Annotated in this window: 16 protein-coding genes and 1 pseudogene; 7 read left to right on the forward strand and 10 right to left on the reverse strand. The window is 72.1% G+C overall.

The features are described 5' to 3' along the window. Positions 1-99: 99 nt before the first annotated feature. Positions 100-1,227 (reverse strand): steroid 3-ketoacyl-CoA thiolase, encoded by a 1,128-nt coding sequence (locus tag Ari01nite_RS09140; RefSeq protein ID WP_203780692.1) that lies wholly within the window; start codon positions 1,225-1,227, stop codon positions 100-102. 112 nt (positions 1,228-1,339) lie between these two features. On the opposite strand from Ari01nite_RS09140, the gene Ari01nite_RS09145 reads away from it, so the two are divergent. From Ari01nite_RS09145 to Ari01nite_RS49680, 5 genes and pseudogenes are all read left to right on the forward strand, one after another. Further along, positions 1,340-2,572 carry a cytochrome P450 gene (locus tag Ari01nite_RS09145; protein ID WP_203780693.1) on the forward strand — a complete coding sequence of 411 codons (1,233 nt, stop codon included), beginning with the start codon at positions 1,340-1,342 and terminating at the stop codon, positions 2,570-2,572. Positions 2,573-2,684: 112 nt separating this feature from the next. Then, positions 2,685-4,184: an Nramp family divalent metal transporter gene (locus Ari01nite_RS09150; protein WP_203780694.1), complete on the forward strand. Its 1,500-nt coding sequence runs from the start codon at positions 2,685-2,687 to the stop codon at positions 4,182-4,184. 378 nt (positions 4,185-4,562) lie between these two features. Beyond that, positions 4,563-5,012: a hypothetical protein gene (locus Ari01nite_RS09155; RefSeq protein WP_203780695.1), complete on the forward strand. Its 450-nt coding sequence runs from the start codon at positions 4,563-4,565 to the stop codon at positions 5,010-5,012. Positions 5,013-5,159: 147 nt separating this feature from the next. Further along, positions 5,160-5,306: pseudogene (locus Ari01nite_RS51370) on the forward strand (IS3 family transposase); the annotation flags it as partial. A 97-nt stretch (positions 5,307-5,403) separates the two neighbouring features. After that, complete coding sequence (locus tag Ari01nite_RS49680; RefSeq protein WP_275410835.1) at positions 5,404-5,733, forward strand: DDE-type integrase/transposase/recombinase; 330 nt, start codon at positions 5,404-5,406, stop codon at positions 5,731-5,733. Here the strand turns inward: Ari01nite_RS49680 and Ari01nite_RS09165 are convergent. The 8 genes from Ari01nite_RS09165 to Ari01nite_RS09200 form a co-directional block, all read right to left on the reverse strand. Continuing rightward, positions 5,714-7,348 carry an NAD(P)-binding protein gene (locus Ari01nite_RS09165; protein WP_203780697.1) on the reverse strand — a complete coding sequence of 545 codons (1,635 nt, stop codon included), beginning with the start codon at positions 7,346-7,348 and terminating at the stop codon, positions 5,714-5,716. The genes Ari01nite_RS49680 and Ari01nite_RS09165 overlap by 20 nt on opposite strands. After that, positions 7,345-8,499, reverse strand: a complete 1,155-nt coding sequence (locus Ari01nite_RS09170; RefSeq protein WP_203780698.1) for a thiolase family protein — start codon at positions 8,497-8,499, stop codon at positions 7,345-7,347. The genes Ari01nite_RS09165 and Ari01nite_RS09170 overlap by 4 nt, the downstream gene beginning before the upstream one ends. After that, positions 8,496-9,515 carry a thiolase family protein gene (locus Ari01nite_RS09175; protein WP_203780699.1) on the reverse strand — a complete coding sequence of 340 codons (1,020 nt, stop codon included), beginning with the start codon at positions 9,513-9,515 and terminating at the stop codon, positions 8,496-8,498. The genes Ari01nite_RS09170 and Ari01nite_RS09175 overlap by 4 nt, the downstream gene beginning before the upstream one ends. Next, positions 9,512-10,456 (reverse strand): Zn-ribbon domain-containing OB-fold protein, encoded by a 945-nt coding sequence (locus Ari01nite_RS09180; RefSeq protein ID WP_203780700.1) that lies wholly within the window; start codon positions 10,454-10,456, stop codon positions 9,512-9,514. Before Ari01nite_RS09180 ends, Ari01nite_RS09175 begins: the two co-directional genes overlap by 4 nt. A gap of 75 nt (positions 10,457-10,531) precedes the next feature. Beyond that, positions 10,532-11,569 (reverse strand): M48 family metalloprotease, encoded by a 1,038-nt coding sequence (locus Ari01nite_RS09185; RefSeq protein ID WP_203780701.1) that lies wholly within the window; start codon positions 11,567-11,569, stop codon positions 10,532-10,534. Further along, on the reverse strand, positions 11,566-13,722 hold the full coding sequence (locus tag Ari01nite_RS09190) for a S8 family serine peptidase (RefSeq protein WP_203780702.1): 2,157 nt from the start codon (positions 13,720-13,722) through the stop codon (positions 11,566-11,568). Before Ari01nite_RS09190 ends, Ari01nite_RS09185 begins: the two co-directional genes overlap by 4 nt. A 2-nt stretch (positions 13,723-13,724) precedes the next feature. Beyond that, positions 13,725-14,711: a tetratricopeptide repeat protein gene (locus Ari01nite_RS09195; RefSeq protein WP_203780703.1), complete on the reverse strand. Its 987-nt coding sequence runs from the start codon at positions 14,709-14,711 to the stop codon at positions 13,725-13,727. 36 nt (positions 14,712-14,747) lie between these two features. Further along, a complete protein-coding gene (locus tag Ari01nite_RS09200; protein ID WP_203780704.1) occupies positions 14,748-15,542 on the reverse strand; it encodes a crotonase/enoyl-CoA hydratase family protein in 795 nt (264 codons plus the stop codon). Between the two features lie 69 nt (positions 15,543-15,611). On the opposite strand from Ari01nite_RS09200, the gene Ari01nite_RS09205 reads away from it, so the two are divergent. After that, positions 15,612-17,270, forward strand: coding sequence for an acyl-CoA synthetase (locus Ari01nite_RS09205; RefSeq protein WP_203780705.1), 1,659 nt, complete (start codon positions 15,612-15,614; stop codon positions 17,268-17,270). Beyond that, entirely contained in the window at positions 17,260-18,354 is a 1,095-nt protein-coding gene (locus tag Ari01nite_RS09210) for an NAD(P)H-dependent flavin oxidoreductase (RefSeq protein ID WP_203780706.1), read from the forward strand. The genes Ari01nite_RS09205 and Ari01nite_RS09210 overlap by 11 nt, the downstream gene beginning before the upstream one ends. Here the strand turns inward: Ari01nite_RS09210 and Ari01nite_RS09215 are convergent. Beyond that, positions 18,347-19,387 (reverse strand): alcohol dehydrogenase catalytic domain-containing protein, encoded by a 1,041-nt coding sequence (locus Ari01nite_RS09215; RefSeq protein WP_239162602.1) that lies wholly within the window; start codon positions 19,385-19,387, stop codon positions 18,347-18,349. The genes Ari01nite_RS09210 and Ari01nite_RS09215 overlap by 8 nt on opposite strands. Between the last annotated feature and the right edge of the window lie 6 nt (positions 19,388-19,393).

The raw sequence follows: 19,393 nt of genomic DNA on the forward strand, positions 1-19,393 counted from the left end.
GGCCCGGGTAGAAGGCGGGGCCCGGGTAGAAGGCGGGGCCCGGGTAGAAGGCGGGGCCCGGGTAGAAGGCGGGGCCCGGGTAGGAGGCGGGGCGCCCGTTCACAGGCGCTCGATGATCGTGGCCGTGGACATCGCGCCGCCCGCGCACATCGTCACCAGCGCGGTGCTTCCGTCGCTGCGCTCCAACTCGTGCAGCGCCGTGGTGAGCAGCCGGGCGCCCGTGCTGCCCACCGGGTGACCGAGCGCGATCGCGCCGCCGTTCACGTTGACCCGGTCGGGGTCGGGCCGGTGGGTGGCCTGCCAGGACAGCACCACGCTGGCGAACGCCTCGTTCACCTCGAACAGGTCGACGTCGTCCACCTTCATCCCGGCCCGCTCCAGGACCCGCGACGTCGCCTGGATCGGCCCGTCCAGGTGGAAGTAGGGCTCCGCACCCAGCAGGCACTGCGCCACGATCCGGGCCCGCGGCCGCAAACCCAGTGACCGGGCCCGGTCGGCGTCCATCAGCAACACCGCGGCCGCCCCGTCGGAGATCTGCGACGACGTACCGGCCGTGTGCCGGCCGTCCGGCAGGACGGGGCGCAGCCCGGACAGCCCGTCCAGGGTCGTGTCCCGCAGACCCTGGTCGCGGTCGACCGTCCGGCCGTCGGTCTCGACCGGCACGACCTCCCTGGTGAACCGGCCCTCCGTCCAGGCGCGGGCCGCGTTGGCCTGCGACCGTACGCCGAACGCGTCCAGGTCTTCCCGGGTCAGCCCCCGCCGCGAAGCGATGCGCTCGGCCGCCACGTACTGGTTAGGAAGGTCGATGCTCCAGGAATCCGGGCGCGGGAGTCCCGCCTCGCCGAGGTTGGCGCGCAGCGGCACCCGGCTCATCGACTCGATGCCGCAGGCCATGCCGGCCGCGATGGCGTTCGCCGCGATCAGGCCCGCGATCAGGTGCGCCGCCTGCTGGGCCGAGCCGCACTGGGCGTCGATGGTGGCGCAGCCGGTGCTGTGCGGCAGGCCGGCGTGCAGCCAGGCGGTACGGGTGATGTTGCCGGACTGCTCGCCGCCCTGGGTGACGCAGCCGCCGATGACCTGCTCGACCAGGGCCGGGTCGATCGCGGCGCGGTCGATCAGCGCCCGCTGCGCGATGCCCAGCAGCACGGCCGCGTGCAGGCCGGACAGCCAGCCGCCGCGCCGGCCGATGGGAGTGCGGACCGCATCGACGACCACCGGTACGCCCACCCCGGCCACCTCCGGCAAGCTAGAACGTGTTTCTATATCAAAGCACAACAGGCATACCGCTGGACATGGACGCGTGCTTGAATCGGTAGAACCTGTTGCTGTAGGAGGAGCCGTGGCCGAGCCTCGCATCCCCGAAGGTTTCGACTTCACCGATCCGGAGATCTACCTCCGGGGAATCCCGCAGGCCGAGTTCGCCGAGTTGCGGCGTACGGCTCCCGTTTGTTGGATCCCGCAGGTGCGGGGGAGCGCCGGCTTCGACGACGACGGCTACTGGGCGGTGACCCGGCACGCCGACGTGATGACCGTGTCGCGTGACAGCGACACGTACTCGAGCTGGGAAAACACGGCGATTGTCCGGTTCCAGGCCGACATGCCCCGGGAGCGGATCGAGATGCAGCGGTTCGTGCTGCTCAACATGGACCCGCCGCAGCACACCAAGCAGCGGGCGATCGTGTCGCGCGGCTTCACCCCGCGGGCGATCAACAGCCTGCGCGAGGCGCTGACCGTCCGGGCCGAGCGGATCGCGAGCGAGGCGAGTGCCGGCGACGTCGGCGACTTCGTCACCCAGGTGGCCTGCGAACTGCCGCTGCAGGCGATCGCCGAACTGCTGGGCGTGCCCCAGGACGACCGGCGCGACGTCTTCGACTGGTCAAATTCCATGATCGGGTACGACGACCCGGAGTACAGCGGCACGGCCGACCCGATGGAATCGGCCATGGAACTGCTCGGGTACGCGATGAAGATGGCCGAGGAGAGGCAGGCGTGCCCGCGCGACGACATCGTCAACACGCTGATCAACGCCGAGATCGACGGCAACCATCTGTCGACCGACGAGTTCGGCTTCTTCGTGCTCATGCTCGCGGTGGCCGGCAACGAGACCACCCGCAACGCCATCTCGCACGGCATGCTCGCCCTGCTCGAACACCCCGAGCAGTGGGACCTCTTCAAGGCCGAGCGCCCGCGTACGGCGGTGGACGAGATGGTGCGCTGGGGCACGCCGGTCAACTCGTTCCAGCGTACGGCCAGACAAGACACGGTCCTCGGCGGCCAGGACATCAAGGCCGGTCAGCGGGTCGCCATGTTCTACGGCTCGGCCAACTACGACGAGGAGGTCTTCGCCGACCCCCGCACGTTCGACATCACCCGCAGCCCCAATCCGCACCTCGGCTTCGGCGGCAGCGGCGCGCACTTCTGCCTCGGCGCCAACCTGGCCCGCCTGGAGATCGACCTGATCTTCAACGCGATCGCCGACCACATGCCCGGCATCAGCCTGGCGGGTGAGCCGCAGCGGCTGCGGTCCGGCTGGCTCAACGGCATCAAACACCTCCCAGTCCGGTACGGCTGACCTCGCTGAATAGAGATCCGTGCAGATCATGCACTGAACGCGCCGCTCCCTTGTGGACCGCACCGGGCAGCGCGACATTGAGGGCCCGGAGTTCTCGTCGAGGAGGCGCCGCATGGATCAGGAAACGGAGTCACGCACCTACCCCCTGGGTCGAAGCCGTCCGGACCTCGCGCTGGACGACCTGCCCGAGCCCGAGCAGGTCTTCAAGGTCAGCCGGATCGGCCCGCGCCAGATGGCGATGTACGTGGTCGGCCCGAGCCTCATCGCCCTGGGCATCTCGATCGGCAGCGGCGAGTGGCTGCTCGGCCCGCAGGCGGTGGGCCAGTTCGGCTTCGTCGGCGTCGGCTGGGTCATTCTCGTCTCGGCCGTGCTGCAGACGTTCTACAACGTGGAGTGTTCCCGGTACGTGATGGCGACCGGGGAGGCGCCGGTGGTCGGCTGGGGGCGGGTGCCGCCCGGCTGGCTGCTGTGGGTGCCGTTCTCGGTCTTCGTGGTCATCTTCGCGTTCATCGCCGGCGGGTGGGCAGCCTCGGCGGGGCAGGGGCTTTACGCTCTGGTGCACGGCGAGGTGGCCCCGGCCGGAGCCGAGGAACCGCGGATCTGGGCCATCGGGCTGCTGGTCCTGGTCTTCGTGCTGACCGCGTTCGCCAAGCGGATCAGCCGCTCGCTCGAACTGGCGAACTGGCTGATGGTCGGCGCGATCCTGGTCGGCCTGATCCTGATCGACCTGTTCGTGGTGCCGTGGGAGCTGTGGTGGGAGGGCATCCGCGGCTTCTTCACCCCGGCCGCGCCGCCGGAGGGCATCACGGCGACCCAGCTGGGCGGCCTGGCCGGCTTCACGGCGCTGGCGTCGGGTCTGAACTGGTACGTGATGGGGCACTACCGCGACAAGGGCTACGGCATGGGTTACCGCACCGGTTACATCTCGGGCATGCGCGGTGACCAGCAGCGGATGCTGGACGTGGGCGTGACGTTCCCCGACAACCCGGAGAACGCGAGCCGCTGGCGGCGCTGGTACCGGTTGCTCCTGGTGGACATGTGGGGCGTCTTCTTCATCGGCGCGATGCTGGGCATGCTGCTGCCGACGATCCTGATGGCCCACGCTGTGGACATTTCCGGCACCCGCCCGACGACGGCGCAGGTCCCGACGTTCGTGGCAACGGTCCTGGACGCCGAATACGGGCGCGGCATGTTCTATCTGGCGCTGGCCCTCGGTGTGCTGATTCTCTTCAGCACGCAACTGGGCATTTTCGAGGCGATGGTCCGTGTCACGACCGACGCGGCCCACGCGACGTCGCCCCGCCTGCGCCGGCTCATCGAGGGCGACCCGCGCCGTTTCTACTTCCCGTTCATGTTCGTCCTGATGGTCATCATCGCCATCGTCCTGCACCTGGCCCTGCCGGTGAACTTGGTCCAGTGGTCGGCGAACATGTCCAACTTCGGGGCCCTGATCTACCCGTTCATGCTGATGTACCTGAACAGCAAGCTGCCCAAGCCGGCTCGTCCCCGTCCGTGGCACTACGTGTTGCTGGTCTGCAATTTCCTGTTCTTCGGATTCTTCTTCGTCAACTTCATCGCCGACTTCTTCGGAGATCCGCTGGTCACGTTCTGAGCCCCCTTTCCGCCCTGGAGTTTCCTGCCCACGGCTTGCATGGTGATCACTCGCGCCAGGCGTTTGATCACCGGCTGGTCCGTGCCTGGTCACCCGAGGCGGTCACCTTGCGCTTGGTGATCTGGCTGCCGCGCTGTGGGGGCGCCAGGGAAGTCGGTCACGCAGGCCAAGGTGGGCGCGTGGTGTGCTGGGACGAACCGCGCCGGTTGCGGGCCGCTTCGCGGCGACTTTTCCTGCGCTTTACGTCGGCGCGTGGAAGTCTTTTCGGAACTCGTCCAGAAGGTAGTGATGTTGGTGGACACGGTGTGTTAAAACTTCAAAGACTCTTGGTGTCGTTCGTCGACATCGCACGCCGCCCGGTCGCGAAAACAGGCTCTCATGTCATCACGACAACACTGGGAACCGCGCTGGCTCCGCTGCGCCGCGGTCACCCGCTTCAGTGCCGCGGAGCAGGCGAGGCTCGCGGCGCTGCCCTCGGACGACGGGCCCGTGCCGGAGCCGGTCGGCTGCGAACTGGCCGTCGGCCACGACGGCAGCCACGTGGCCTTCGTGGTCGCCGTGCACGGGGGCGAGCGCTGGTGGTGGCTGCGCTGGGCACCCGACGCGCGCACCCTGACCGAGGCCGCGTCGTGCGACCACACGCGCGATCACGGCCAATACCGCGACGACTGCCTGCTGCCCCACAACCACACCGGCCCGCACAGCTACGACATCCGCGCCACCACCCGCCACCGCCCCCGCAAAGCCCCAGGCCACCCCAGCCCCGGCTCGTCCACCCCCTGCGCCGGCATCAGGTGGAGCAACCGAGGCTCCCCCGACCCGTCGTAACTGAAGCGCCCTGGGTTTGGTGGAGGTACCCGCCCGAGTTCCGGCCCGCGGTGTGCTGCGCGCGACTGATGCCGGGTTCCTGTCGGTGTCCGGGCACTACGCAGCCAAGACCCGGCCTCCGTCGGCTCGCGCTGCGCCGACGCCGCGTTGTGCGACCCGATCAGCGCGGTACACGCGGCGAACTACAGCGTCTACGGCGTCCGGAAGTTGCCCGACGCCTTGCGCCGGGCCGGCATCGAGATCAGCCGGGACCGGCTGGCCAGGCTGATGCGTCGGCTCGGCTTGGCCGGGGTCCGCCGGCGCCGCCAACCACGGACCACGATCCCTGGTATTGCGGCCCGCCCGCAGGACCTTGGTCCGCAGGAAGTTCAGCGCGGCCCTGCCGAACCGGTTGCGGGTGTGCGACATGACCTACATCCGCACCTGGGCCGGGTTCGCCTACCTGGCCCCGGTCATCGACGTGTACTCCCGCCACCTGGTCGGCTGGGTCCTGGCCACGCACCTACGCACCACTCTGCCCCTCGAGGCCCTGGAGATGGCGATCTGGGCGCGTAACGGATGCCTGGACGGGCTGATCCACCACTCCGACGCCGGCACCCCATGCACCGCGATCCGCTACACCGACACCCCGACCGACGCCGGGGTCCTGCCCTCGAACGGCTCCCCGCCCAGGGCGTCCCAGCGCAAGAAACACCGAAGCATCAAGCGTAGGAAGCGATGAACCGATCCATGCAGCGCTCGGCATTGGCGGTAATGGTGAGGGAGGGATTGGCCAGACAGGTAGTGCCGGGCAGGAGGGCCCCATCCACGCAGTACATGTTGGAATATCCCGAAACCTTCCCGGAGAAGTCCGTGGCCCTGCCCATGACGAGACCGCCCAGCGGGTGATAGGTGTTGGCCGACCCCAGCCCCATTCCGGTGTTCCGGTCGTACGTCGGCAGCCCGTTCAGCAGGTAGCCGTGCTTGCCCTCGGTGGCCCACCACAGGCGGGTCACCAGGTCGCGCCCCGCCTTGTCGGACGCCGTGGCCATCTCCGCGTACGGCCAGTGCACCTTGCCCGCCCCGGACGCCGCGTCGTACCGGATCTCGCCGCGCTCGGGGGACTGGCTCGTCACCAGGTGTGCCGACGCGTTGCCCAGCCAGCTCGGCATCGGCGCCGACTCCCACGCCATCGCGGCTGGTGCGTACGGGTTGGCGTCGTCGAAGAATTTCGCATTGCCGGGGCCGCCCTGGGCGCTGCCGACCGTCTTGCGCAGGTTGAGCCTCGCCACCAGGAAGTCGCCGTTGTTGGCCCAGCCCTTTCCTACCTCCGCGCTGGTCAGCTTGGGGAGTTTGCCCTTGGCGCGCGACGTGAGCAGCAACGATGTGCTGCCCAGCGAACCCGCCGCCAGGAACAGGAAGTCGCAGCCGAACACCTTGGTGGCCAGCGTCGCCCCGTACTCGTCAATCTGTTTGCCCGCCACCTCGAGCGTGACCTGGCCGGACACCTCGCGGATCTCGGTCACCTCGTGCAGCGGCAGGACGCGGACGTTGCCGGTTGCCTCGGCCCAGCGCAGGTAGTTGCGGTCGACGCTGTTCTTCGCCCCCGAGTTGCTGCCGAACGGGCCCTCGCCGACCGTGTGGCACGCCGGCGCCCGGCCCGCTATCTCGTCGCGGATGACGTTCCAGTCGACGTTGAACGGGATCTGCACGGCGGACTGGCCGAACTCCTGGACGTAGGACAACCACGCCCGGGCGCCCTGGAACCTCGCGCCGGCCTGGATGTCGGCGGGGATCGTGGTCGCGCCGAGCGCCTGGCGGGCCCGCGGCCAGTAGACCCGGTCCATCTCGTCGAACGGGATGTCGGCCGGGTAGACCTTGGTCCAGTCGGCGCGGCGGGGCTGCGGCATGAACATGCCGATCACCAGGGAGCCGCCGCCCACACCCGTACCGCTCAGGACGTTGATGCCGTTGCCGGTGTGCTTGGCGATCAGGCCGGCCCGGCGCTCGATGGCCTTGCTGGTGTCCAGGCCCAGCGGCGGGCGGTCGCTGAACCACGCGCAGCGCCAGTCCGGGTTGGAGATCGTGCAGAAGGTGTTTCCGGAGCCGTCGACCGTCCAGCGGCGGCCGCGTTCCAGCACCGTCACCGACACGCCGGCCTGGGCCAGCCGGTAGGCCGCCACGGCGCCGCCGAAGCCGCTGCCGATCACCACCGCGGTCTTGCCGGCCAGGGCGGGCACCGCGCCGTACGCGGCCAGTGCTCCCTCCCAGCCCAGGATGCCTGTCGTGACCGCGGCCCCGGCGCCCAGGGCGCCGATCCGCAATACGTTCCGTCGGGTCACCTGCGAAGAACTCATGGCTGCCTCCCGACAACCCACATGTTGAAGAACTGGGATCCCCCGCCGTACGCGTGACCGAGCGCCGTGCGCGCCCCTGCCACCTGGTGCTCGCCGGCCCGGCCCATCACCTGCATGGCCGCCTCGGCGAAGCGCAGCAGCCCGGACGCGCCGATCGGGTTGGAGCAGAGCACGCCGCCGGACGGGTTCACCGGCAGGCGGCCGCCGATCCGGGTCTCGCCGGCCTCGACGAGCTTCCAGCCGTGCCCGGGTTCGGCGAAGCCGACGTTCTCCAGCCACATCGGCTCGAACCAGGAGAACGGCACGTACAGTTCGGCCACGTCGACCTCGTCGATCGGGTTCTTGATGCCGGCCGCCTCCCACAGCGCGCGGGCCGCCTCGGCGCCGGCCCGCGGGTTGACGTGGTCCTTTCCGGCGAACGAGGTGGGCTCGGTGCGCATCGCGGTGGCCCGGATCCACGCCACCTGGCGCTCGCTGGCCTCGGCCGCCTGCTGGTCGCCGAGCACGATCGCGCAGGCGCCGTCCGACGACGGGCAGGTCTCGTCGTAGCGCACCGGGTCCCACAGCATCGGCGACTGCCGCACCGAGTCCAGCGTGATGTCCGGCTGACGGAGATGGGCGTACGGGTTCAGCGCGCCGTTCCGCCGGTCCTTCACCGCGACCAGTGCCCCGATGTGCCCGGGAACATCAAACCTTCGGATGTACGCGCGAAGGTGCGGGGCGAAGTAGCCGCCCGCGCCGGCCGTGATGGGCGCGCTGAACGGCGGTTGGATGGACAGCGCCCACATGGCGTTGGACTCCGACTGCTTCTCGAACGCCACCGCCAGCACCCGCCGGTGCACCCCGGCCCGGATCAGGCTGGTGGCCACGTTCGCGGTGGCGCCGCCCACCGAGCCGGCCGTGTGCACCCGCAGCAGCGGCTTGCCGGCGGCGCCGATCGCGTCGGCCAGGAACAGCTCGGGCATCATGACGCCCTCGAACAGGTCGGGCGCCTTGCCCAGCACCACCGCGTCGATCTGCGACCAGTCGGTGGCGGCGTCGGCCAGCGCCCGGTCGACGGCTTCCCGGCACAGCCCGGCCATCGACACGTCGGTGCGCCGGGTGCGGTGGTGGGTCTGCCCGGTGCCGAGCACGGCCGCTCGTCGCGTCATCGGTCCGCCCCCAGTACGCACACGAGGTTCTGCTGCAGCGCCGGCCCGCTGGTGGCGTGCGCGGCGGCCCGGCCGGCCCGCCCGGTCATCACCTCGGTGGCGGCCACGCCGATCCGGGCCAGCCCGGCCGAGAACATCGGGTTGCCGGCCAGCGGCCCGCCGGACGGGTTGACCCGGGTGCCCGCCGGCAGGCCGAGTGCGCGCCGGAGCAGGAGCTCCTGATGGGTGAACGGCGCGTGCAGCTCGGCCACATCGACGTCGCCGCCCAGCCCCGCGTCGGCCGCCGCCGCGGTGGCCGACGGCACCGCGGTGAGGTCCCGTTCGCCGAGGCCCTGCGGGTCGATCCGGTGCGCGAAGCCGGTGATCCAGGCCGGCCGCTCCCGGTGCCGCTCGGCCCGTCCGGCCGCGGCCAGCACGACCGCGCAGGCGCCGTCCGACACCGGCGGGCAGTCGTGCGCCCGCAGCGGATCGGCCAGGTATGGCTGATCAAGTAGCTCGTCGACGGGCAGGGCACGATGGCGCGCGGCCACCTCGGCCATCTCCCGTTCGGTGAACAGGCCGGCGTCCAGGCAGAGCCGCGCCTGCAACGCGGCGATGCTGATCGCGTCCGGCCACAGCGGGGCCGTCACGTACGGATCGAGCTGGAGGGCCAGCACCCGCCGCAGCTGGCCGGCCGAGGACTTGCCGAAGCCGTAGACCAGCGCGGTCTCCGCCTCGCCGGCCAGGATCTTGACGTATGCCTCGTAGAGCGCCCACGCGGCGTCCATCTCCACGTGGGACTCGGCGATCGGGGGGACCGCCCCGATGGCGTCGACCGCGTTCACGAACGAGAAGGCGCGGCCGGCCAGGTAGTCCGAGGAGCCGGAGCACCAGAAGCCGACCTCCTCGCGGGACAGGCCGGCGTCGGCGAGCGCGTCCCGGAACACCGGCACCAGCGTCTCCACGCCGCTCGTCGTGCCGCTGCTCGGCAGCGACGGCGACTGTGCGAAGCCGATCACGGCCACGGCGCTGGTCACAGGTGCTCCGCGTAGGACTCGTAGGCCGCGTCCGGCTCGCCGGTGGGCTCGAAGTGCGCGATGTTCTCCGGCGTGGTCGACCACTCGGCCCGGTCGCGCCACACGGCGGACACCCGCATGCCCATCCGTACCTCCTCCGCCGGAAGGCCCAGGATCAGGTGCGGTATCGGGATGTCGGCGCCGTCCAGCAGGACCTGGGCGACCACGTACGGCGGCTTCAGCCGCTGGCCGGCGAACGGCACGTTGACCACGCAGAACGTGGTGACCGTGCCGCGGTCGGCCAGGTCGACCACCTCCTCGGGCGGCACCCCGTCGGCGGGGCAGACCCGCGGCGGCACGTAGACCTTGCGGCACGCGGGGCAGCGCTGCCCGATGAGCCGGCCGTCGGCCAGCGCCCGCAGGTAGCGCGCCTCCTCGACCGACGTGGTGTGCCGGTAGTGCAGCCGGATCGGCGTGGTCATGATCTCGACGGGCGGAGACCAGGCCGGTGGAGACAACGGCGGCACGCCGGAAGCCGGCTCGAAGCACTCGATGTCGTTGATGTGCCCTACCGGAGATGCCGCCCAGCGGACCTGGACCCGCATGCCGGTGTGCATCGCGTCGCGCGAGCCGGCGTCCACCGCGTGCAGCAGCGGCGTGTCCGCGCCGTCGAGCCGGATCAGCGCCCAGCCGAACGGCCGGTCCAGCGGTTGCCCCTCGAGCGGCCGGTCGGTCCAGGTCCAGCTGACCACCGTCCCGATCGGGGCGACCTCCACGAAATCGGTCACCGGCTGGTGCGACGAGGGGTCGTACTCCAGGGGCGGCACGTGCACCCGGCCGTCCGCGGTCCGGCCGCCGAGCACCCGCCGGTCGCGCAGCCCGGCCATGAAGCGGCCGAGCACCGGCCCGAGCGACCGGGTGTAGTCGAAGGCGATCGTCAACGGGGCAGAAAGCGGGTCCACGCCAAAGAGTGAAACACGTTACAACTCTGTGCGGCAAGGATGGTTCCCAACAAGCAAAACCAATAGTGGAACGAGTTACAGCAGCGCGCGCAAGGAGTGGATGATCGCGTCTTCGGCGGAGGCCAGGACCGGTGTGGTGGCGTCGGCCAGCTGGAACACGTCCGGGCCCTCGATCTCGGTGAGGGTCCGGCGCAGGGTGGCCGCCCGTACCGCCGATGGTGGATGGTCTGCCACGATTGCCGCGCGGTCCAGCTCGGGCACCTCGTCGCGCACCCGGTTGAGCAGGTGGTCGATCGCGAAGAAGAGGAACGTGCCGGCCACCGTGATGTTCTTGTCGAAGCCGTCGTCGCCGGTCGCCGCGAGGGCCAGCAGCATGCCGATCTCGTCCGCCTCGAACTCCTGATCATGGCTCTTGCGCAGCCAGCCGTCGCCGGCCGGGCGGGCAAGCAGGTGACCGGCCAGGAAGTGGCCGTACTCGTGGGCCACCGCGAACGTCTCGGCGGCGGCCGCGTACCGGTAACTCAGGATGCCCCGCGCGGTCGCGTCGACCGGCTGCTTGCCGCCGCGCCGGGAATCGCTGTGCAGCACGTACGCCGCCAGCGAGCGGGCCATCGTCGCGTCGGCCTCCCGGCGGCGGCGCAGCATCGCCTCGGTGGTCGGCTGGAGCGTGTAGCCGCCCTCGGCCGGGGTCGCCACCACGACCCGGGTGTTGAGCGCGAGCGCCACCTCGACCAGCAGGTAGTGGAGCCCGGTGTTGATCAGCAGCAGGGTGCCGTTGCGGGCGGCCAGGGCGCGGGCGTTGAACGAGTGGTGCGGGTATTCGCCCACGTATACCGGGCCGGGCAGCTCGTGGCCGAGTCCGGCCAGCGCTTGCTCGATCCGGCCGGACACCTCGGCGAGGCGGTCCACCGGCGCGTCCGCGATCTGCGCCGGCATCAGATTTTCCTCGCCGTAGTCGGCGGCCGAACGCCGGGCCTCCGCCACCATCCGGGCCATGAGCTGAGTCGTGATGTGGGCCTCCGGCTCGGCCGTGCCCTCCGGCCGCACCAGGTGTTCGATGCCGCGGGCCCGGAGCATCTCGTGGTACTCGGCGATCAGCGGCTCCCGGTTCATCGCCACCGGCCGCCGAACGCGTCGGAGTCCAGGCCGGCTGCCACCACCGCGAAGTCCTGCGGCCCGAACAGCATCTCGGACACCGCGGTCACCTCGATCGCGTAGTCGCCCGGCCCGGCCTCGTCGAGGCGTACCACCTGGACGTTGTTGGTGGTGTCGGCGGTCGCATAGGTGGCCCGCCGCTGCTCGTTGCCCAGCCAGCGCCGGTTGCTCTGCCGGTGCCAGACGACCAGCGCGAGCGCGTGCTGGATGCCTCGCCCCGGCGGGTCGGTCCAGGCCAGGCAGACCCGCAAGGACCCTTTCCCGGTACGCCGCAGCGGCAGCCGGACGGTCCGGCCCAGCCCGGCCAGCGTGGTCGTCCCGCCGCCGTCGGCGTACGCGTGCGGCAGCGTCCCGGCCAGATTCAGCGCGCCGAAACCCTGATGGCAGTTGGGCGGGTGCGGGTGCTGCGCGCCGGCATCGTGGCCGCCCAGCCAGCGGGCGCCGTTCACCAGGGTGGCCTTGAGCAGGGCCGCGCTCGGCTCGTGCCCGCGGCCGGTGAACCACTCGCGCAGCAGCGCGGCCGACCCGGCCACCAGCGGCGCCGCCATGCTGGTGCCGCCCAGCACCGCGTAGTGGTCGTCCCAGCCGTGCCAGAACGTCGCGTCCGGGGCCGGCGCCGACCGGGCCGACACGACGCAGGTGCCCGGCGCCACCAGATCGGGCTTGATCCGGTCGTGCTCCTGGCACGGGCCGCGGCTGCTGAACGCGGCCAGCGACTCCGGGTCGCCGCCCAGGTGCTCGGCGCCGATCGGGGTGTCCGGGAAGGCCCCCGGCGACCACTGCCGCCAGGTGCGGTGCGGCAGGCTGCGGGTGCTGCGGCTGGCGCCGACCGTGAGCGCGTTCTTGGCGGTGGCCGGGGCCGCGACCGAGAACAGGTCGACGTAGCCGCGCGGCACGTGCCGGGGCGCGCCGGACCGGCCCGCGTTGCCGGCCGCGATCACCACCAGCATGTCGGGGTGCCCGGCCACGAACTCGTCGATCTCCAGCGAGCTCATCCGGTAGACCGAGCCGGCGTCCGCGCCCCAGCTGTTGTTGTGGATCCGGCAGCCGGCGTCGTACGCCTCGGCCAGCAGGTCGTGGAGGTCGACCGGCAGCCCGGTGAGCCCGCCGGCCGCGTCCAGCACGGACTGGAAGAAGATCGCGGCACCGGGCGCCGCGCCGCGGAACGTGCCGCCGGACGCGGAGCCGTCGCCGGCCAGCGTGCCGGCCACGTGGGTGCCGTGGCCGTGCGGGTCGCTGCCGTCGCCGGGCCGGCCGAGCGCCACCACCCGGCGCAGCCGGTCCTTGAGGTCGGGGTGCCGCTCGTCGACCCCGGTGTCGGCCACCCCGACGATCTGGCCCCGGCCGGTCAGCCCGGCCAGCGCCGGGGCGCGCAGCCCGGCGATCCGCTGCGCGTGGTCGTTGAACAGGCCGGGCGCCAGGTAGAGGTCGACCGCGGCGACGTCCTGCCGGCGGGCCAGGTCGAGCAGCCGGGCATCGCCGAACGGGCAGCGGAAGCGCACCTTGCGCCGGCCCGCGCCGTCCTCGGGCCAGCCCTGCCCGGCCAGCCAGGCGCGGATCGCGGGCAGGTCGGCGGGGCGGTGGGCGAGCACCTCGTAGCGGACCGGCCGGGCACCCGGCGGCGGACCGCCCGGCGTCACCACGTTGCCGGCGTCTGCGGTGTCGCTGAGCAGGTAGGGCCGGACGTCGGTCACGAAGCGGAGCGCGGCCAGGCCGTCCCGGCCGCCGGTCAGCCGGGCCACGTAGCGGTGGTCGGCCACCCGCTCCAGCACCGCGACACCGGCCGCGGCCAGCCGGTCCCGCCAGTCCGGCGGCGGCACCGGCGCGGTGCGGAGCACGACCGTCTCGCCGTAGCCGGGCTGCGCCGGCGGGGGAGTGTCGTCCAGGGCCGGCAGGTCGAGCGAGCCCAGGCCGGCGTACCGGGCCGGCGGAGCCAGCGGCGGCAGGTCCGCGCGGGCGTGCAGCACCAGGCCGAGCTGCTGCAGGACCGGCAGGTTGGCCTCGTCGGTGTCGCCGGAGACCACGTCCTCGCGGACCGCCGCGCCGGTCAGCAGCGCGAGCACCGCGTCCCGGTCGCTGCCGCCGGCCAGGTGCCCCACCACCGCGACCACGGTCAGCGGTCCCGGCCGAAGAACCGGCGCCGCGGCGGCGGCAGCACCCGGAGCCGGTCGGAGGCCCGGGCCACCACCTCGGGCACCGGCCCGCTGGCCGCCTCCCGGTAGTAGCGGTAGGCCTTGCCCGGGTCGCCGGCCTGCTCCCAGTGCCAGCCGAGGTTGTGCGCAGCGTAGGCCCGGTATTCCGGGGTGGCGGCCGTGCGGTGCACCCGTTCCCAGATCTTGTGGGCCCGGTCCTGGTTGCCGGCCTCGTCCTCGAGGGTGCCCAGGTTGATCCCGGCCTTGTCGACGGTGGACGGTGCCCCGAGGTCGAGGGCCAGCTGGTAGGCGGCCCGCGCGGCCGGCAGGTCGCCGAGCGCCTTGCGGGTGGTGCCCAGCTGGTCGGCCGCGATCGCCCGGACCACCGGGTCGGCGTCGGTACGGGCGGCCGCGGTGTCGAACGCGGTGGCCGCGGCGCGCAGGTCGCCGAGCTCCGCCCGGGTCAGGCCCAGATAAAGATGGCAGGCGGCCACCTCGGTCGGATGCCGGACCGCGGCCGCGGCGACCGTCAGCCAGACCAGGGCCCGGCCGAAGTCGCGCCGCTCGTACGCCTCGTTGCCGATCGGGAAGCCGAGCAGCCCGGCGAACGCCGTGCTCAGCGCCTGGAACTCGGCCTTGCGGGCGGCGCCGGCCCGCGACGACATCTGCTGGCGCAGCGACTGGGCGAAGTCACCGCGGGCGAAGGCGTCGTGGGCCACGGTGTGCCCGACCGAACCGGCGGACCGGTCCCACGGCAGCATGCCCCGGCCGACCGCGTCGACCTGGTCGTCCGGGGCCACCATCTGCAGGTCGTCCTCGGCGCGTGGCCGGGTGCCGCAGACCGGGCACGGCTTGCCGACGCAGCCGCGTTTCGCGGTCTCGTACTGGGCGACGCCCGTCACCACCTGGCGGTGGACACAGTGGCCACACCGGTGCGACAGCACAAAGACGTTCATCGGCTCCCCCATGACGCGCGATGGAACGTCCTCACCCTACGGCGGCGGTCACCGTCCCAGGAAGGTCGGACGGCGCTTCTCCAGGAACGCGCGCGGCCCCTCCTTGGCGTCCTGGCTGGCGAACACCTGCATGCCGATCTCGGATTCGACGGCGAACGCGTCGTTCTCGGCCATGTCCTCGGTCTCCCGGATGGTGCGCAGGATGGCCTGCACGGCCAGCGGCCCGTTCGCGGCGATCAGCTCGGCCAGCTCGACGGCCTTGTCGAGCGCCTGGCCGTCCGGGACCACGTGGCCGATCAGGCCGGCCTCCTTGGCCTCGGCCGCGGTCAGGTGCCGGCCGGTGAGCAGGATGTCGGCGGCCACCGTGTACGGGATCTGCCGGGGCAGCCGGACCGCCGAGCCGCCCAGCGGGAACAGCCCCCAGCGGGCCTCGGAGACGCCGAACCGGGCGCTCACGCCGGCCACCCGGACATCGGTGGCCTGCAGGATCTCGGTGCCGCCGGCCACCGCGGGCCCCTCCACGGCGGCGACCAGCGGCTTACTGAGCCGGCGGCCCTTGAGCAGCGCGTCGATCCGGGACAGGTCGGCGCCCTGGAAGTTGTCGCCGGGGTGGGACTCGGTCATCGCCCGCAGGTCGGCACCCGCGCAGAACGCCCCGCCCGCGCCGGTCAGCACCGCGACCCGGATCTCCGGGTCCTGGTCGACCCGGTCCCAGGCCCCGCGCATGATGGCCATCATCTCGGCGGACAGCGCGTTGCGGACCCGCGGCCGGTTCATCGTCACGATCAGGACCGGCCCGCGCTGTTCGACCAGCGCGTGCGGTGCCACGGTTTCGGTGCTCACCCAGACTCCCCTCACCGGCCTCCCCTCACAGGCCTTGCCGTGGACGATAACAGGTTCTACTTTCTGGGGATGGCGGCCAATATTGCTGACCTCATCGAGCACGCGGTGGACGCATTTCCCGACCGCGTCGCGGTGGCCTGCGGCGAGCAAGCGATCAGCTATGCCGAACTGGAGGCGACAGCCAACCGTGTAGCCCACTTCCTGCGTGATCGCGGAGTGGGCCGGGGCGATCACATCGGACTGTACGCGGGCAACTCGATCGAGGCCCTGGTGGCCATGATCGCCGTGTACAAGCTGCGTGCGGTGGTCGTCAACGTCAACTACCGGTACGTCGAGAACGAGTTGCAGTACCTTTTCGAGGATGCCGAACTGAAGGCGCTGGTGCACGACCAGTGCTTCGCGCCGCGGGTGGCCGCGGTGCTGCCGCAGTCGCCGGGCCTGCACACCGTGGTGTCGTTGCCGGACGACTCGGGCGCCGACATCACCGGGTACGGCGGGATCTCCTATCCGGACGCGGTCGCGGCGGGTGCCGGGGCGCGGGACTTCGACGAACGCTCCGGCGACGACATCTACCTGCTCTACACCGGCGGCACCACCGGCTATCCGAAGGGCGTCATCTGGCGGCACGAGGACGTCTGGCGGGTGCTGGGCGGCGGCATCGACTTCATGTCCGGCATCCCGCTGGCCGACGAGTGGGAGCAGGTCAAACGCGGTCACGAGATGGGCCCGATGGTGCGGCTCTGCCTGGCCCCGCTGATCCACGGCAACGCGCAGTGGGCGGCGCTGATGGCGCTGTTCGCCGGCGACACCGTGGTGGTGCTGCCGCATTTCGACCCGCGCGAGGTCTGGCGCACCATCCAGCGCCGGAAGGTCAACGTGGTGGTGCTGATCGGCGACGCGATGGCCCGGCCGATCATCGAGACCTACCTGGCCGGCGACTACGACGGCTCGTCGCTGGTGGCCATCTCGTCGAGCGCCGCGCTGTTCTCGCCGGTGGTCAAGCGGCAGTACCTGGACGCGCTGCCGGGTGTGATGGTGACCGACGCGATCGGCTCGTCGGAGACCGGCTTTGCCGGCATCGGCATCGTGGCCGACGTCGAGGGTGGCGCGGTGGACGGCCCCCGGGTGATGCCCGGCCCGAACACCGTCGTGCTGGACGAGTACGACAAGCCGTGCCCGCCCGGCGTGATCGGCCGGCTGGCCCGGGGCGGGCACGTCCCGCTCGGCTACTACAAGGACCCGGAGAAGACCGCACGGCTGCTGACCGAGGTGGACGGGGTCCGCTACGCGATACCGGGCGACCTGGCCCGGATCGAGGAGGACGGCACGATCAGCCTGCTCGGCCGGGGCAACACCTGCGTGAACACCGGCGGCGAGAAGGTGTTCCCGGAGGAGGTCGAGGGGGCGCTCAAGGCCCATCCGGACGTCTTCGACGCGCTGGTGATCGGGCGGCCGGACGAGCGGCTCGGCCAGCGGGTGGTGGCGCTGGTGCAGCCCCGCGACGGCGGCGACCTCGACGTGGCCGACCTGGACTCGCACGTGCGCACCCGGATCGCCGGCTACAAGGTTCCCCGGCAGGTCTGGCTGGTCGACTCGATCCACCGCACGATCAGCGGCAAGGCGGACTACCGCTGGGCACATGAGCACGCCGGGAGTAACCCGGCCGAGGGAGAGACTCCCGGTTTTAATCTGGGGTTTTCCGCTGCGGGTGAGCCCAGTGCGGACTGATCTTTGCGACCGGCTCGGCATCGACTATCCGATCGTCGGGTTCAGCCCCAGCGAACACGTGGTCGCCGCGCTCAGCCGGGCCGGCGGCCTCGGCGTGCTGGGCTGCGTGCGCTACAACGACGCCGACGAACTGGACGCCGTGCTGACCTGGCTGGACGAGCAGACCGGCGGCCGCCCGTACGGCGTCGATGTGGTGATGCCCAGCCACGTGCCCACCGAGGGCGCCCAGGCCGACCTGGACCAGCTCATCCCGCCCGGGCACCGGGACTTCGTCGAGCGGACCCTGCTGCGGCTCGGCGTGCCGCCGCTCGGCGTCGACGAGTCCCGGCGGGCCGGGGTGCTGGGCTGGCTGCACTCGGTGGCCCGCTCGCACGTGGAGGTGGCGCTCAACCACCCGGTGCGGCTGATCGCGAACGCGCTCGGCTCGCCGCCGCCGGACGTGATCGACCAGGCGCACGACCACGGCCTCGTGGTGGCCGCGCTGGCCGGCCGGGCCGATCACGCCCGCAGCCACGTGGCCAAGGGCGTCGATGTCGTGGTGGCGCAGGGCTACGAGGCCGGCGGGCACACCGGCGAGATCGGCAGCATGGTGCTGATCCCGGAGATCGTGGACGCGGTCGGCGGCGAGGTGCCGGTGCTGGCGGCCGGCGGGATCGGCAGCGGCCGGCAGATCGCCGCGGCGCTGGCGCTGGGCGCGCGCGGAGTGTGGATGGGCTCGGTCTGGCTGGGCACCCGGGAGTACCAGAGCCCGCCGGCGTTGCGCGAGGCGCTGCTGAAGGCCGGTTCGGCCGACACGGTGCGCAGCCGGATCTATTCCGGCAAGCCGGCCCGGCTGCTGCGCAACCGGTGGACCGACGCGTGGGCCGAGACCGAGGCGCCGCAACCGCTGCCGATGCCGCTGCAAAATCTGCTGGTGTCGGACGCGCACGCGCGGCTCATGGAGTCGGGCGACCCGACCGTGGTGCCGATGCCGGTGGGCCAGATCGTCGGCCGGATGAACGAGGTGCGCCCGGTCGCCGACGTGCTGGCCGACCTGGTGGCCGAGGGCGACGAGACGCTGACCAGGATGGGTAAACTCAGCTGAGCAGCACGACGGCCCGGCCGGTGAGCGTGCCCGACGCGAGCCGGCCGTAGGCCTCGCCGATGTCCTCGAAGCCGAACTCGGCGACCTGGTTGCGCACCAGGCCGGCCCGGGCCAGCGCAAGCACCTCCTGCGCGTCGGCCAGCGAGGAGCCCTGGAAGGTGAAGACCTCGCCGTCCCGGGGTAGGGCGCCGTACCAGGGCTTCTGCAGGCGGCCGCCGGCCGATCCGATCAAGCCGTACGCGCCGCCCGGCCGGACCGCGGCGACGCCCGCCGCGATCGTCTCGTCGGTGCCCACGAAGTCGAGCACGGCGTCCGCGCCGAAGCCCTGGGTGAGCCGTCGCAACTGCTTGCCGGTCGCGTCGTCCACACCGGACAGCTGCTCGTGCGCGCCCACCTCGGCGGCGTAGGCGAGGCGGTCCGGGCTCGGGTCGACGGCGATCACCCGGGCGGCGGTCAGCACCCGGAGGAACTGCACGGCGAACGCGCCCAGGCCGCCGGCGCCGAACACGACGGCCGTCCCGCCCGGCACGATCCGGGGCAGCGCCCGGCGCACGGCGTGGTAGGCCGTCGCGCCGGCGTCGGTGAGCGGGCCGGCGTGCCGCGGATCGAGCCCGCCCAGCGGCAGCACCCCGCGCCGGCCGGTGACCACGACGAAGTCGGCCAGCCCGCCGTCCCGGCCGTAGCCGCGACCGGTCAGCGCGTGCGGGCAGCCGTTGTCCAGGCCGCGCACGCAGTGCCAGCAGGTGCCGCAGGAGGCCGACGCGGCCAGCGCCACCGGGGCGCCCTCGGCAAGCCCGGTCACGCCCGCGCCCAGCGCGGCCACCCGGCCGGCGGTCTCGTGGCCCAGCGTGAACGGCATCCGCCAGCCGAGCCGCTCGCCGGCCGCCTGCGGCATCCGCTGCATGGTCAGGTCGGACCGGCACAGCCCGCAGCCGGCCACCCGGACCAGGATCTCGCCGGGGCCGGGCTCGGGATCGGGCACGGTGGTGGCTCGCGGGGCCTCGCCCCAGCCGGTCATCCGATAGGCGCGCACGAGGTC

The organism is Paractinoplanes rishiriensis (genome assembly GCF_016862375.1).
Lineage (GTDB): Bacteria > Actinomycetota > Actinomycetes > Mycobacteriales > Micromonosporaceae > Actinoplanes > Actinoplanes rishiriensis.

What these genes read in the sequence shown, in the direction of transcription:
- Ari01nite_RS09150 (WP_203780694.1), top strand. Translation starts at nt 2,685, where the DNA reads ATGGATCAGGAAACGGAGTCACGCACCTACCCCCTGGGTCGAAGCCGT.
- Ari01nite_RS09155 (WP_203780695.1), top strand. Translation starts at nt 4,563, where the DNA reads ATGTCATCACGACAACACTGGGAACCGCGCTGGCTCCGCTGCGCCGCG.
- Ari01nite_RS09165 (WP_203780697.1), bottom strand. Translation starts at nt 7,348, where the DNA reads ATGAGTTCTTCGCAGGTGACCCGACGGAACGTATTGCGGATCGGCGCC.
- Ari01nite_RS09170 (WP_203780698.1), bottom strand. Translation starts at nt 8,499, where the DNA reads ATGACGCGACGAGCGGCCGTGCTCGGCACCGGGCAGACCCACCACCGC.
- Ari01nite_RS09185 (WP_203780701.1), bottom strand. Translation starts at nt 11,569, where the DNA reads ATGAACCGGGAGCCGCTGATCGCCGAGTACCACGAGATGCTCCGGGCC.
- Ari01nite_RS09195 (WP_203780703.1), bottom strand. Translation starts at nt 14,711, where the DNA reads ATGGGGGAGCCGATGAACGTCTTTGTGCTGTCGCACCGGTGTGGCCAC.
- Ari01nite_RS09205 (WP_203780705.1), top strand. Translation starts at nt 15,612, where the DNA reads ATGGCGGCCAATATTGCTGACCTCATCGAGCACGCGGTGGACGCATTT.